Origin of the sequence: Alcanivorax jadensis T9 (assembly GCF_000756655.1) — a bacterium.
GTDB classification, from domain to species: domain Bacteria; phylum Pseudomonadota; class Gammaproteobacteria; order Pseudomonadales; family Alcanivoracaceae; genus Alcanivorax; species Alcanivorax jadensis.
In genome coordinates this window covers 180,474-194,220 of record NZ_ARXU01000005.1, presented here as the reverse complement: position 1 = coordinate 194,220, position 13,747 = coordinate 180,474, and the positions used below count along the sequence as shown (strand labels likewise).

At 59.1% G+C, this 13,747-nt stretch carries 14 protein-coding genes; 6 read left to right on the top strand and 8 right to left on the bottom strand.

Annotation, left to right across the window (positions count from 1 at the left end; all coding sequences use genetic code 11):
- Positions 1–24: 24 nt before the first annotated feature.
- The 4 genes from T9A_RS09010 to yecR all read left to right on the top strand — a co-directional run bounded on the left by T9A_RS09010 (position 25) and on the right by yecR (position 3,277).
- Positions 25–894: a hypothetical protein gene (locus tag T9A_RS09010; protein ID WP_035247285.1), complete on the top strand. Its 870-nt coding sequence runs from the start codon at positions 25–27 to the stop codon at positions 892–894.
- A 42-nt stretch (positions 895–936) separates the two neighbouring features.
- Positions 937–1,944 (top strand): agmatine deiminase family protein, encoded by a 1,008-nt coding sequence (locus T9A_RS09005; protein WP_035247283.1) that lies wholly within the window; start codon positions 937–939, stop codon positions 1,942–1,944.
- A gap of 22 nt (positions 1,945–1,966) precedes the next feature.
- The gene (locus T9A_RS09000) at positions 1,967–2,860 is read left to right on the top strand and encodes a carbon-nitrogen hydrolase (RefSeq protein WP_035247280.1); all 894 of its coding nucleotides are present in this window, start codon (positions 1,967–1,969) and stop codon (positions 2,858–2,860) included.
- Between the two features lie 90 nt (positions 2,861–2,950).
- On the top strand, positions 2,951–3,277 hold the full coding sequence (yecR, locus tag T9A_RS08995; RefSeq protein ID WP_035247277.1) for a YecR family lipoprotein: 327 nt from the start codon (positions 2,951–2,953) through the stop codon (positions 3,275–3,277).
- Positions 3,278–3,303: 26 nt separating this feature from the next.
- Here the strand turns inward: yecR and T9A_RS08990 are convergent, their stop codons facing one another.
- The 3 genes from T9A_RS08990 to T9A_RS08980 all read right to left on the bottom strand — a co-directional run bounded on the left by T9A_RS08990 (position 3,304) and on the right by T9A_RS08980 (position 6,674).
- Entirely contained in the window at positions 3,304–4,056 is a 753-nt protein-coding gene (locus T9A_RS08990) for a polysaccharide deacetylase family protein (protein WP_084573450.1), read from the bottom strand.
- Positions 4,037–5,215 (bottom strand): glycosyltransferase, encoded by a 1,179-nt coding sequence (locus T9A_RS08985; protein WP_035247274.1) that lies wholly within the window; start codon positions 5,213–5,215, stop codon positions 4,037–4,039. The genes T9A_RS08990 and T9A_RS08985 overlap by 20 nt, the downstream gene beginning before the upstream one ends.
- Before the next feature lie 292 nt (positions 5,216–5,507).
- Complete coding sequence (locus tag T9A_RS08980) at positions 5,508–6,674, bottom strand: sulfotransferase (RefSeq protein ID WP_232222052.1); 1,167 nt, start codon at positions 6,672–6,674, stop codon at positions 5,508–5,510.
- A 404-nt stretch (positions 6,675–7,078) separates the two neighbouring features.
- On the opposite strand from T9A_RS08980, the gene T9A_RS08975 reads away from it, so the two are divergent.
- Complete coding sequence (locus T9A_RS08975) at positions 7,079–7,870, top strand: glycerophosphodiester phosphodiesterase (RefSeq protein WP_084573448.1); 792 nt, start codon at positions 7,079–7,081, stop codon at positions 7,868–7,870.
- On the opposite strand, the gene T9A_RS08970 is transcribed toward T9A_RS08975, so the two are convergent.
- A complete protein-coding gene (locus T9A_RS08970; RefSeq protein WP_035247271.1) occupies positions 7,834–9,003 on the bottom strand; it encodes a patatin-like phospholipase family protein in 1,170 nt (389 codons plus the stop codon). The genes T9A_RS08975 and T9A_RS08970 overlap by 37 nt on opposite strands.
- A 120-nt stretch (positions 9,004–9,123) precedes the next feature.
- Here T9A_RS08970 and T9A_RS08965 point away from each other — a divergent pair, with 120 nt between their 5' ends.
- On the top strand, positions 9,124–10,221 hold the full coding sequence (locus T9A_RS08965) for a GNAT family N-acetyltransferase/peptidase C39 family protein (protein ID WP_035247268.1): 1,098 nt from the start codon (positions 9,124–9,126) through the stop codon (positions 10,219–10,221).
- A 237-nt stretch (positions 10,222–10,458) separates the two neighbouring features.
- On the opposite strand, the gene nqrM is transcribed toward T9A_RS08965, so the two are convergent.
- The 4 genes from nqrM to nqrE form a co-directional block, all read right to left on the bottom strand.
- A complete protein-coding gene (gene nqrM, locus T9A_RS08960) occupies positions 10,459–10,695 on the bottom strand; it encodes a (Na+)-NQR maturation NqrM (RefSeq protein WP_198030647.1) in 237 nt (78 codons plus the stop codon).
- A gap of 1 nt (position 10,696) precedes the next feature.
- Complete coding sequence (locus T9A_RS08955) at positions 10,697–11,707, bottom strand: FAD:protein FMN transferase (protein ID WP_035247265.1); 1,011 nt, start codon at positions 11,705–11,707, stop codon at positions 10,697–10,699.
- A 169-nt stretch (positions 11,708–11,876) separates the two neighbouring features.
- The gene (gene nqrF, locus T9A_RS08950; protein WP_035247262.1) at positions 11,877–13,106 is read right to left on the bottom strand and encodes an NADH:ubiquinone reductase (Na(+)-transporting) subunit F; all 1,230 of its coding nucleotides are present in this window, start codon (positions 13,104–13,106) and stop codon (positions 11,877–11,879) included.
- A 16-nt stretch (positions 13,107–13,122) separates the two neighbouring features.
- The gene (gene nqrE, locus T9A_RS08945) at positions 13,123–13,743 is read right to left on the bottom strand and encodes an NADH:ubiquinone reductase (Na(+)-transporting) subunit E (protein WP_035247259.1); all 621 of its coding nucleotides are present in this window, start codon (positions 13,741–13,743) and stop codon (positions 13,123–13,125) included.
- Between the last annotated feature and the right edge of the window lie 4 nt (positions 13,744–13,747).

The following is a 13,747-nucleotide window of genomic DNA, read 5'->3' as shown; positions in this document are numbered from 1 at the left end:
AAATACATCTCGCCGGGGGAAAAAATGAAGACAACAATAATGACGCTGCTAGCCTCGGCAGCGCTGGCCATGCCGGTTACAGCCCTGGCCGCAGAGACTCCCCAACGCGGTATGCCAGAAGCGCAAGTACGGGCAGACTTCGGTTCACCTGCCTCCGTCCAGGGCCCGGTGGGTTCACCGGCGATTACCCGCTGGAACTACGACGGCTTCACCGTCTACTTCGAAAACGGCATCAGCCTGCATACTGTGGTCGATCGCCCGGCCAGTGCCGCACCGGATGTGGTGTCCGGCACCCAACAGCTGCCTGCCATTGAAGAAACCACAGCCGACACCGAACAAGAACAGCAAGCAGCGCCGGAGAGCGCCGCGCCGCCCATGTTCGACCCGGTGAGCGGCAGCTTTGTTGGAGCGGAAACGAAACAAGACGCCCCGGCCGAGCAACAACCTGCCACCATCGAGGCCCCTGAACCAGAAGCCCCGCAACAGACCCCTGAGCCGGCGCCAGAACCCGAACCAGCTCCCAAGCCACAAGCCAACGTTACAGAGGATGGACCGGAGGCGGTAACAGAACCAACAGAACCGGCCACCGCGCCCCAATCCAAAGAGCAAACCCCGGCCGATGGCGAATTCCGCTTTGACCCGGTTACCGGTCGCATCATCATCGCCGGCGAAGTGACTCCCGAGCAGGCTGCTGCCAAAAAGCAGCAACAGCTGGAGCAACAGGCAGAAGAGACCGCTGAATCAGCAAAAGCCGAAGCCAAGCAGCTAGAAGAACAAGCAGCTGATGCTGTGGCTGATGCCGAAAAACAGGCTGACGAGGCCGAGCAAAAGGTCGAGGAAGTGGAGGAAGAATCGCAAGGCGGCTTCTCTATTGACTGGGATGCACGCCGGTAGCAAACTCGCGCGCATCGCCCCCTCCTAGCGGACTTCCCGAGCATGCGCCGACTTCTTCCTGAATGGCACCCCCAGTGGGGGGTGCTGCTGGCCTGGCCCGACACCCACACCGATTGGGTGAATCATCTGGCCGACGCCGAACACTGTTATCTGGATCTACTCGCCGCCCTGCTGGATCATCAGCAGGTGCGGCTGGTATGCCGTGATACTGCCAGCGAACAACGGGTCAAAACCCTCGCCGCCGATCGCGGCCTGGATACCGAGCGCCTTGAACTGATCATTGCCGACTACAACGATACCTGGGCCCGGGATTTCGGCCCTATTGCTGTGGAAGATAACGGTAACGTTGAGCTGCTGGATTACACCTTTACCGGCTGGGGCGGCAAATTTGACGCCGACAAGGACAATACCCTGAACCGTCGTCTGCCCTGGCAACTGCCACTGCACAGTCCCTCGCTGGTGCTGGAAGGCGGCGCCATCGACACCGACGGCCAAGGCAATCTGCTGACCACACGCCATTGCCTGCGCAATCCCAACCGCAACCCGGACCTGTCCGAGGCAGAGCTGGTCGCATTGCTCAAGGAACAGCTGGGCGTTACCGATATCTGGTGGCTGGATCACGGCGAGCTGGAAGGCGACGACACCGACGCTCATGTGGACACGCTGGCGCGTTTCGTGGATACCCGCACCATCGCCTACGTGCAATGCCGGAACCAGGCCGACAGCCACTACGCCAGCCTGGCCGCCATGGAGCACGAGCTACAGACACTGGCCCGGCAACACAATCTGACACTGGTGCCCCTGCCCCTACCCACCCCGCAGTTCAACCGGGAAGGCGAGCGACTGCCGGCCACCTATGCCAACTTCCTTATTACCAATGAGAAAATCCTGCTGCCCATTTATGGCTGCGATACGGATCAGCAGGCCATTGATGCCTTGCAGAGCGTATCCGGTGACCGCCAGGTGACTCCGGTAAACTGTCGGGTATTGATCGAACAACACGGCAGCCTGCATTGTGTCACCATGCAACTGCCCCGTGGCGCGGTCTGAACAAGGTTTTTAGGAGATACTCATGCGCGTGGCCGTTATCCAGCAGAAAAACCACAGTGATCTGCAAGCCAACCTGGATCATTCCCTGGCATTGGTTCGCGAGGCCGCTGACAAGGGGGCCGAGCTGGTACTTCTGCAGGAATTGCACCGCAGCCTGTATTTCTGCCAGACCGAAGACACCACCGTGTTTGATCTGGCAGAAACCATCCCCGGCCCCAGCACCGAGACGCTGGGAGCGCTGGCCAAAGAACTGGACATTGTCATCGTCGGCAGCCTGTTCGAAAAGCGAGCCACCGGCCTCTATCACAACACCGCCGTTGTTCTGGAAAAGGACGGCAGCCTGGCGGGGATCTATCGCAAGATGCACATCCCCGATGATCCGGGCTTCTACGAGAAGTTCTACTTCACCCCGGGGGATGCAGATTTCAACGATGGCCGTAGCGGCTTCAGCCCTATCGAAACCAGTGTCGGCAAACTGGGCCTGCTGGTCTGCTGGGATCAGTGGTACCCGGAAGCGGCGCGTCTTATGGCTCTGGCCGGTGCCGACCTGCTGCTCTACCCCACCGCCATCGGTTGGGACCCCAGTGACGATGACGGGGAAAAACAGCGCCAGCTCAGCGCCTGGATCACCATCCAGCGCGCCCACGGCATCGCCAACGGCCTGCCAGTACTGGTGGCCAACCGTACCGGTTTCGAACAAAGCCCGGTGGGTGAGAGCGGCATCCAGTTCTGGGGCAACAGTTTCGTCTGCGGCCCCCAGGGCGAATTCCTGGCTCAGGCAGACAGCGACAGCGAGCAGGTGCTGCTCGCCGACGTGGACATGCAGCGCAGCGAGTCCGTACGCCGCATCTGGCCCTATCTGCGTGACCGGCGGGTGGATGCCTACGGCGATCTGCCCAAGCGTTACCGGGATTGACCCGCTCTACAACATTACAGAAAGCCCCTTGAGGGCAACGTTGCCGGAAAGTACCTTCCCTGTTTTCCGCTATTTCATATGGAGCCCACAATGACCCGTCTATCCGCTCTCTTTATTGCAGCCTTGCTCGCCGGTTGCGCAGCACCCTCTGCCATGATGGTTAGCGATGGCAACCAGTCCGAAGGCACCGTGGTCATGTCCTATGACTACAGCCTGATGCAAAGCCCCAAGGTGGACTGGCAACAGGGCCTGCAGAAAGCCAGCGCACAGTGCCAAAGCTGGGGTTACAACGGCGCGCTGCCCTCCGACACTCCCAGCAAATCCTGCAAGACAGAAACCCAGGACGGCGATTGTATCGCCTGGACCCTGAGCACTACCTTCCAGTGCACGGCCAAGGCCCAGCAATCCCAGCAATAAGCCGCACCCGCTAGCCGGCGGGTGTTTTATCCGCTCGGTGTGATCACAGGGCAACCGCTTGCCGCATCCTGATACGTCAGGCTGGCCGATACCGCCCTCGACATCGGGATAACCTGATGACCCAGCCGTAATGACAGGTCATGAGGGTGAATGCCGATCCGCAGGGCTTGCCCAGTGTGGCAGGCTCTGCGCCAGTTCAAGTGATTAACGCCCCGTAAAAACCATTCTCTAAGCAGCGTATCCGCCTCGAATCCTGCCAAAGGCAGTGGATGCATCTGTTGTGCTCTGGCATCAAAAACGCCCGTCAGCGTCTCGAACAGGCGAAAAGGCATAGCCGCCAGCTGAGCACGACTGATTGACCCCATGGCCCAGGCCGGCGGCACATAAAGATCACAGGTTTTCAGCCCCTGCTGCGAAAACCAGCGATGACACTGCATCATGAGAGCCTCTATACCACTGGCAGACAAGGACAAGTGCTCCGCCACTCGTCGCGACAGCAGCAGACTGTGCAGGCGATGATAGAGACTGATGGGTGGCTCACAGCGATGCAGCCAGCCATGGCCGGCCAGCGGGTATCCCTGCTGCTGGAGCTGATGCAGCCAGTCCAGATCCGCCGTTTGCCAGTTGCTCCCCGGCACTACCAGCAGGGTGATCGCCTGTGGCCCCTGGGGCAGCAGAGCCAGAATCTGGCTGACTTGCTCGCGGGTTTCCGGCATCACATCGTGGATGGATATCAGGGCGCGAGGTGCCGGTAGCGGATCAGAGAGCGCTGCGGGCATAGTTGCTGCTCAAGCGGCGCAGCAGCGCCAGGGTCGGGGAAGGCAGGGAGCGATTGGCAGCCGGTGCCATCTGCGCACATTGGCCCAGCACCCCGGCCCAGTGTTCGATGGCGTCCCGGTTCATGCCCAGTGCCGCCTGCCGGGCCTGTTTCGCCTTCAGGTCGCGCACTACCGGGCTCAGCGACTGCAGCCGGTCCAGGGTCTGGTTCAGGCTTTCCATGGGTTCCATGATCCACAGCCCCGCTGCCAGCGCCGGCCATTCGTTGATGCCGCAAGCCGGTGTGGTGATTACCAACCGCTCCCGGGCCATGGCTTCCAGCGCCACGGTACCGAAGGCTTCCACCGAGGACGGCAGCACCAGTACCTGGCAGCGATCGAGAATCTCCACCACCTGCTGGCGGCTACACCAGCCATGAAAGGTCAGGTTGGCGGATCCCTTGCAGGCCTGTTCTACCTTGCTGCGCAGTGGCCCGTCACCGGCCACCTCGAACTGCAAATCCGGCCGTGACGCGGCCAGGGCCAGGAAGGATTCGATATTCTTTTCCGCCGCCAGCCGGCCCACATAACAGACCCGCCTTACGCTGTCATGCAACCGGGTGACAGGCGTATTCACAAATTCCCGGGCCAGCGGTGTGCCCACCAACTGCGGATTACGGGCACCGGCGGCGCGGGCCTGGGCGATCATGGATTCACAGATGGTGGCGGCGGTTTCACTACCCTGGAACAAGGTGCGGTTGACCCAGTTGAGCAGGCCACCGGCTAGCCTGGCCAGGCGGCGCCCCCAGTACAGTTCCACCAGGCGGTTGTAATCGGTCTGGAAGGTGACGCAGACCGGGATGCCCCACTTGCGGGCGATCCAGTAACCGATCATGGAAAATATACCGGGGCCGGGAATCACGATAACGTGGGGTTTCATTTCCCAGACCAGGGCGCTCAGTTCACGCACCTTGGGAAAAAAGAGTCGCTGGGTGGGGTCGCCGGGGATTGGCATGGATGCGCCCTGGCAAGGATGCGGTTCCTCCATGCAGGGCTGCACCAGTTCCACCTGTGCCACATGGTCCTTGAGATGCGAGACCAGATCCTGGAAGTAGGCGCCGACGCCATTCCGACCCTTGATCGCATCCACCACAAACAGTATGCGTAGCTCTTTGGTATCCATGAACGCCAGTATCAGCGCCACTCATGTCGATAATGTGACAGCATTGCCGCACCATGACGGTGTAATTGCGACAAGATGTAACGAAACCCAGAAGTCGCTGTAGGAGCGTGGCTGGCGGCGCGATTCCGTAACATCTACAACGCCGCTGTAGGAGCGCCGCTTGAGGCGCGAACCAAAACCGTTTCAAGTTGCGAGAAGCAAGTTTCGAAAAGCAAAAATCTATTCGTGGGAGTCGCGCTTCTCGTGACTCGCGGCTGATGAGGCAAGTAGATTCGCGCCTCAAGCGGCGCTCCTACAGGGGTTTTTCATCAGTGTTGGGAGATGGGTATCCGAAACGTTCATAAACCCAGCCGAAGACATGGTCGAGTTCATGGGGGCTTACGCCCAGTTCGTCCGAATTGTAATGATGGCCGCTGCGGTACTGTTTTGCCTTGCGCTCTTGTGCTTCAAGCCGTTGCCGAAAAGTGTCGTCGGGCTGCCAGCCAAAACGCTGATAAAACGCCAGCACGGTTTCTGCCGGTGCCGGTGCCAGTTGCTCCATCACCGACAGGGCCTGGCGTTCCGGTGGCAGGCTTTCCAGCACCTCAAGTACATGGCGATAGTAATAATCGAGCATGGCCATAAAGCCCTGGCGCCAGTAATCGGTGGTGTCACGGCCATCAAACAGGCGCGCGCCAATCAGGATGGAATTGATCTGTGATGGCACCGCCGCGCTGGGGTTGCGGACACAACCGATAAAGCGGGCATCCGGAATGGCCTCCGCCAGGGTCGCCATCAACGGCGTGAACGACGGGTTCTTGGACAGCAGTTGTTTGTGGCTGCCATGAAAATAAAGATGCCGCTGCACAAAACGCCGATAGGCCGCGATCAGCCTCTGCTTTTCCTTGTCGGTGCCATCCCGGTCCAGATAGGTGAGACGCCACAGGGCCGGCACCGGCACGGCGAGTACCAGCAGGAAGCAGCCCCACACCGGAATCAATGCCAGGTAATCTTCCTCCGGGTCCAGCAGCCCGGTCTTGTGCACGCCATCCAAACCTCCGAGCAGACGCCGCTCGATCCATAACAGCAAGCGCCCCGCCGGCCGGCCAATCCATCCATCAAGGCGGGCAATAGCGGTCCAGAAAGAGCGCTGGGTAATCGACGGGGCAAACAGTAGTTCCCACAGGGCCGTGGTGGTAAAGCGTTCGTCCATGGCCAGCAGGCGATGCAGGAAGGTGGTACCGCTGCGGGGCACGCCCACCACAAAAAGCGGCTCACGCACCTGGACGCGACGAAAATCAGGAAACAGCAAATAATCCAGCAACAGGCCCAAGCCATTGATGGCCTGCACCAGCAGAAACAGGGGCCAGAACAGCGCCATCACCAGCAGCCGCTGCAGGGAAAACCGCCCTGCCCGACCATCGTAGGCCGGCAGCCAGCTCATCACAAAAAAATGCACATAGCGTTTCAGTACTGCCAAACCGTTCTCCCGGCTATTCCATGCAGCGTGCACGCTACGCCTCGCCCATGTCATAAAAATGACAATTTTGCCTCTTGTCTCCGAGTCATAGCGCTGTCATCTTTCTCCAAGAACCTGTTTGGGATCTATACGCGGCCGCGCCGGAGTCAATTTTTTCGCCAGGTCGTGATTGCGATTGTGCCGTGTAGTCGCTCTACATAAACAAGCGCAATCTCGGGCTGGCGGAAAAAGGGGCCCGGCCCTTCGGGTTACTGCTGAAAATGGCGCCATGCTGTGTTGTGAACCTTGAACTTGACCCGTCAGGCCCTGCGGTTCACGCCTTGCCTGGCGCCATTTTCAGCAGCAACGCGGCCGCGTATAGATCCCAAACAGGTTCTTCAAACAATAGTGGTATGACTATCGCGATGACAGCACCCAGCACAGCACCTCGCCACCCGACACTGGTCGGTCACCGGGGCGCACGCGGCGAAGCCCCGGAAAATACCCTGGCCAGTTTTCAGGTTGCACTGGAAGCCGGTGTCACGGAAATGGAACTGGACGTCAGGCTATCCGCCGACGGCCATCTGATCGTGCTGCACGACAGTGACGTTACCCGCACCACCGGCATGCGCGGCGATGTGCGCCAATACACCCGCTCGCAGCTGGGCACCATGGATGCTCGCCGCAATACCCCCGGCTGGCACAGCCCCACGGGGATTCCGTCCCTGCAGGAAGTGGTGGAGCTTTGCGGCCCGGCCATGCGCTTCCAGTTCGAGGTAAAAGGGGCGGATCGGGTGGTGCTGCATCAGCTGGCTCATCGCCTCACTCATATGATCCATGAGCAGCAATTGCAATCGCGGGTGGTGGTGACCTCCAGCCATACCGGCTTTCTGCGCATGATCGGCACCATGGCGCCGGATGTGGAACGGGGCTATGTGTGCCAGTACCGCTACCTGCAACCCACCCGCCGGGCCCACGGCCTGGGCTGCAACTGGCTGATGCCCCACTACTCGCTGGTGACCCCGGCATTAATGCGCCGGGCGCGCAAACGCGGCCTCAAGGTGTCGGTGTGGACGGTGAACGATCTCACCGAAGCGGACCGGCTGGCCCAACTGCAGGTGGATGGCATCATTACCGATTACCCCACCAGCTTCGTCAGCCACTTCCGGCGCAGCCCCCGTTATTCCTCTTCGGAAACCGCCGCACTGAGTGGCTGATCCGCGAAAAACGCCAGAATTTCTTCCTTGCGCGCCATGGCATCCTTGCGGCCCATCTCGATCAGGCTGCGGGTGAACCCCGGCTCGAACAACAGATAACTCATGGCACTGGCCCCCGGCGACCGGGTGGCACCGGAACCTCGCAGGAAGAAACGCAACGCCCGCGGCAATTCCTTGATGTGTTCGGCGGCAATTTCGTCAATGGGTCGGGACGGGTAGATCTTCAGCACATCCACCTGTCGCAACTGAATACCATGCTTGCGCCGGGAGCGCTCGCTCATGGCAGACAGGGTCCGGTTGATCCTTTCCAGACGCTCCACATCCCCTTCCAGGGTATCCACAAAGACGCTGTTGAGCACATGGCCGAGCACCTGGGCCATTGATGGATAACCGCTTAACTGACGCTGATGGCCCGCCGTCATATTACCGGACACCCCGATCACCAGCAGCCGGGAGGCCCCCAGATGCAATGCCGGGCTCAATGGCGCCAGTTGCCGCAGAGCGCCGTCACCGTAATAGGCACCGTCCACCTTGCTGGCAGGAAACAGGATAGGGATTGCCGCAGACCCCAGCAGATGCTGCACTTCGATGTCGGAGCGCTTGCCCTTGCGACGCGCTCTCACCCATTCCGGCAGTTCACTGTCACCCTGGAAAAAACTCACCGACTCGCCAGTGGCATAACCGGATGCGGTGATTGCCAGCGCACGCAAATGGCCCTGATCCAGGTTATCTCGAATACGGCGAAAATTGATCACCAGGGTAAGCAGGCGCTGCAACGGCATATTGTCCAGCAGAGCACTGCGTTCCGGCGTCTTGCCAGTAGTGACACCGGAAAACAGCCAGCGAACCACGGCTTTCAGCAACGCATAGGTATCCGTGCGATAGACCTGTTCAGCGGTAATATTGGCCCAGACTCGCTCCAGCCCACGAATCGCCGTGCGAAAATTACCGGCATTGGCGGCAAGTGACGCCGCATTGATCGCCCCCGCGGAGGTACCGCAGATAATCGGGAACGGGTTTGGCTCCCCGCGAGGCAGCAATTCTGCAATCGCTGCCAGCACCCCGACCTGATAGGCGCCACGGGCGCCGCCCCCGGACAATATCAACCCACGAACCGGGTCCTGTTTCTGCATTTCCACCCTCCAAATTTCCACCAGTATGCCGTGACAGACATTCTGTCACCACAGCCGCAATACCACTGGCGATCTGCCGGCTCCCTGCCTTATGCTGGGGCATCTTCTGGAAACCGCTTTATGTACCGCTTTCAGCTACGCCCCGCCACCACCGATGATCTGGACGCCCTCACCGCGCTGGAACAGCGCTGTTTCTCATCGGACCGTCTTTCCCGACGCAGCTTCCGTAAATGGCTCAAACGCCAACACAGCGGTCTGATCGTCGCCCTTGATGATGACAATGCCCTGGCAGGATATGTGCTGGTGCTGTTGCAACCGGGCACCCGGCTGGCGCGACTCTATTCCATCGCCGTGGATCCAAAGCAACGGGGACGGAATCTGGGGGAAAAACTCATGGAAGCTGCAGAAGACTACGCGCTGCAACAACGCCGCCCCTATCTGCGCCTGGAAGTACGCAAGGATAACGCTGCCGCTATCGCCCTGTACGAAAAACGTGGCTACCGTCTTTTTGCGCAGACGCCGGATTACTACGAAGACCACCAGGATGCCCTGCGCTACCAGAAGCGTCTCCTCTACCTGCCTGACAACGCGGAACGGCTACATCTGCCCTGGGTACAGCAGACCACGCCATTCACCTGCGGGCCGGCCTGTCTGATGATGGCCCTTGCGGCGCTCAAGCAGCAACCCCCCAGCACCACCGAAGAGCTGCTGTTGTGGCGGGAAGCCACCACCATTTTCATGACCGCCGGCCATGGCGGCTGCCACCCCATGGGCCTGGCCCTGGCCGCTCGTCAGCGAGGCCTTGAGGCGCGTGTCTGGTGCAATCAGACCGGCCCGTTGTTTGTAGACTCTGTGCGTGACCCTGAAAAGAAGGCAGTGATCACCACCCTGCACAACTATTTCGTGGAGGCCTGCAAGGCGCAATCCCTGCCGGTCTGTTACGAAGATTTCAGTGCCGCGGATCTGGACGACGCCATCACCGCCGGCAACATCGTGCTGGTGTTGATCAGCACCTGGCGCCTGGATGGCCGCAAGGCCCCGCACTGGGTGGCCATCAGTGGCAGCGATGAGGAATGCTTTTATATTCACGACCCGGACCCGGGCGAGGACCAGGCCCCTTTGGACTGCCAGCATGTGCCGATCACCCGGGAAAAGTTCGACCAGATGCGCAAGTACGGCCAGGCCAAGCTGCGCACGGCGGTGGTGTTGAGTGTTTAGCCTGGTGTTGGGGGTATGGTTTTTTATCACAGAGGGCACAGAGCCACAGAGGTAAAACCTGATCCCTCCTGCGGCGCGTTAGCATGAAATAATTCTCCCCACGAACTTCAACCCTAGTGTTTTCTTTTTCTCAGTGAACCCTGTGCCCTCTGTGGTAAAAAATGTTTTTCCTGTCCCGACGAGCCAGACACAAAAAAAGCCCGCGCGCGGCGGGCTTCTTGCTGGGCGGATGTGGCATCACATCTTCATCACGTCTTTGCCCAAGGCCGCGGCTTTTTCACCGTCCACCTTCTGGGTGTTTTCCTCGCACTTGCCCCGGTCACCACCGCAGATTTCGCAACCCTCTTTCATACCCAGTGTGGCCAGGCCACCACAGGAGCCCTTGATCGGCTTGTTGGAGAGAATCACGCCGACCGCCATGGCCGAGAAAAGCAGGCCGATAAAGATCACTGCGGCCATAATGGTCATCAACATGTTATTTCTCCTCCACGATTGCATCGAAGGCAGGCGTGGAAATTTCTTCTACGCCCTCACCCTTTCTGACAATAAAAAACACGGCCAGTTCGTGCTGTTTGGCAAACGCCATACCGGCCTCCGGACCCAGCACTGTCATGGCGGTGGACAGGCCGTCCGCCATCATGGCGCTTTCGTGCAGCACCGACACCGATGCCAGCATATGGTCCACAGGATAACCGGTTCTCGGATCCAGGGTATGTGAATACAGTTGCCCATCAGATTCGAAGAAGTTGCGGTAATCGCCGCTGGTAGCCACGGCCATGTCTTTCAATACCACTACCTGTTCCACTTCCCGCACGCCGGCAATCGGGCGTTCCACGGCCACCCGCCAGGGCTGACCATAGGGCTTGCTGCCACTACCGCGCAACTCGCCACCCACTTCCACCAGGTAGTTTTTCAAACCCTGGCTTTCCAGCAATTCTGCCACCTTGTCCACGGCAAAGCCTTTGGCAATGGAGGACAGGTCCACGTACACATTGCCGGGCTGCAGAAGCTCATTGTCATTCAACAGCAACTGCTGCCAACCCACCCGCGCCATGGCAGCGTTGATCTCGTCCTCTGACGGCGGCTCAAAACGGTCCGGGTCCGGGCCAAACCCCCACAGATTGACCAGTGGCCCCACCGTCACGTCATAGGCCCCGCCAGTTTTCGAGGAAATACCGAACGCCACAGACAGAACCTTGACCGTATCCTCCGGCAACGCCATCAACGTGCCGGCTTGCGCCGCATTGAAACGGCTCAGATTGGACTCCGGCCGATAGGTGCTCATTTCTGCGTTGACCTGCTCCAGCGCCGCCTCGATATCCGCTTTCAGATCTTCTACGCCTTCCTTGGGTGTGCCGCTGAACTTCACACTCCAGGTGGTGCCCATGGTCGGGCCGCTGAGAACGGACAGGCGGTTTTTGCTGTCATCGCAGGCGGTGAGCAGTGCAACGGAAAGAACGACAAGAGCAAAAACGAGACGGGCCATACCTTTAATCCAAGGTAGTTCAACGTTCTGCAGGAAACACTCTGGCAAAGGCCAACGCGAGGCGAACCTCGCTACCCGGAACTTACCGTCCCGTTCGCCATGCAAGCATAGCTCCTACATAAAAAAGCTTAACAACAAAACGCCGACCCGCAGGTCGGCGTTTTTGGTGTTATCCGCCGAAGTCATCCAGCAGGATGTTTTCCGGTTCCACACCCAGGTCATCAAGCATCTTGATCACCGAGGCGTTCATCATCGGCGGCCCACACATGTAGTACTCACAGTCTTCCGGCGCCGGATGGTCCTTCAGATACTGCTCGTACAGCACGTTATGGATAAAGCCGGTGAGGCCGTCCCAGTTATCTTCAGGCTGGGGATCAGACAACGCCAAATGCCATTCGAAGTTGTCATTCTCGCTGGCCAGCATGTCATATTCATCATTGTAGAACGTTTCACGCCAGCTACGGGCACCGTACCAGAAGCTGATCTTGCGCTTGGAGTTCAAACGTTTGAGCTGATCGAAGATATGACTACGCATGGGCGCCATGCCGGCACCACCACCGATGAAGACCATTTCCGCATCGGTCTTCTTGGCAAAGAACTCGCCGAAGGGACCGAACACAGTGATCTTGTCACCCGGTTTCAGGTTGAAGACATAGGAGCTCATGATCCCAGGCTGGATATCCTTGGAGCCCGGAGGCGGAGTGGCGATCCGGATATTGAACTTGAGGATGCCTTTCTCTTCCGGATAGTTCGCCATGGAGTAGGCGCGAATCACTTCCTCGTTGTTCTTGCAGTTCAGATCGAAGAAATTAAAGCGCTCCCAGTCTCCCCGGTACTCTTCGCTGATATCGAAATCAGAGAATTTCACGTCGAACGGCGGCGCTTCCAGCTGCACATAACCACCGGCGCGGAAATCCACGTTCTCGCCTTCCGGCAGCTTCAGAGTCAGCTCTTTAATGAAAGTGGCCACGTTATCGTTGGCGATAACCTCGCACTCCCACTTCTTCACACCGAAGAACTCTTCCGGTACTTCGATCTTCATGTCCTGCTTCACGTTCACCTGGCAGCTTAGGCGCCAGCCGTCGCGAATCTCGCCCTTGGTGAAGTGTCCCTCTTCGGTAGGCAGGATATCGCCACCACCTTCCAGAACCTGACACTTACACTGGGCACAGGTGCCACCACCACCACAGGCGGAAGACAGAAAGATACCCTGGTTGGCCAGGGTACCCAGCAGCTTGGCGCCAGCCGGGGCGTCGATGGATTTTTCTTCATCACTGTTGATGTTGATGTGCACGTTCCCGCTGGCTACCAGCCGGGAGCGGGCCATCAAGATCACCGCCACCAGTGCCAGTACAATGGCGGTGAACATGACCACACCGAGAATAATCTCAAAACTCATGATTCAACCCCTTCGCTTACAGCTGCACGCCGGAAAAAGACATGAAGCCCAGAGACATCAGCCCCACGGTGATGAAGGTGATGCCCAGACCTTTCAGGCCATCTGGCACGTCGCTGTATTTCAGCTTCTCGCGAATACCGGCCAGCAGCGTAATCGCCAGCGCCCAGCCAACCCCGGCCCCGACGCCATACACCATGGACTCACCAAAGGTATAGTCACGCTCCACCATGAACAGGGACGCACCCAGAATGGCGCAGTTCACGGTAATCAGCGGCAGGAAGATGCCCAGGGCGTTGTAGAGACTGGGCACATACTTGTCCAGGGTCATTTCCAGGATCTGCACCAGCGCGGCGATAACGCCAATATAGCTGAGCAGGCCCAGGAAACGCAGGTCCAGGCTAGCCAGGGACTCAATCCCGGTCCAGGCCAGGGCGTTCTCGTCCAACAGGTAAGTCAGTATCAGGTTGTTCACCGGCACGGTGATGGTCAGTACCACAATCACCGCAATACCCAGACCCAGAGAGGTCTGGATCTTCTTGGACACGGCAATAAAGGTACACATGCCCAGGAAGAAAGCCAGCGCCATGTTTTCAACAAAGACGGCGCGGACGAACAGGCTCAGATAATGTTCAAACATTACT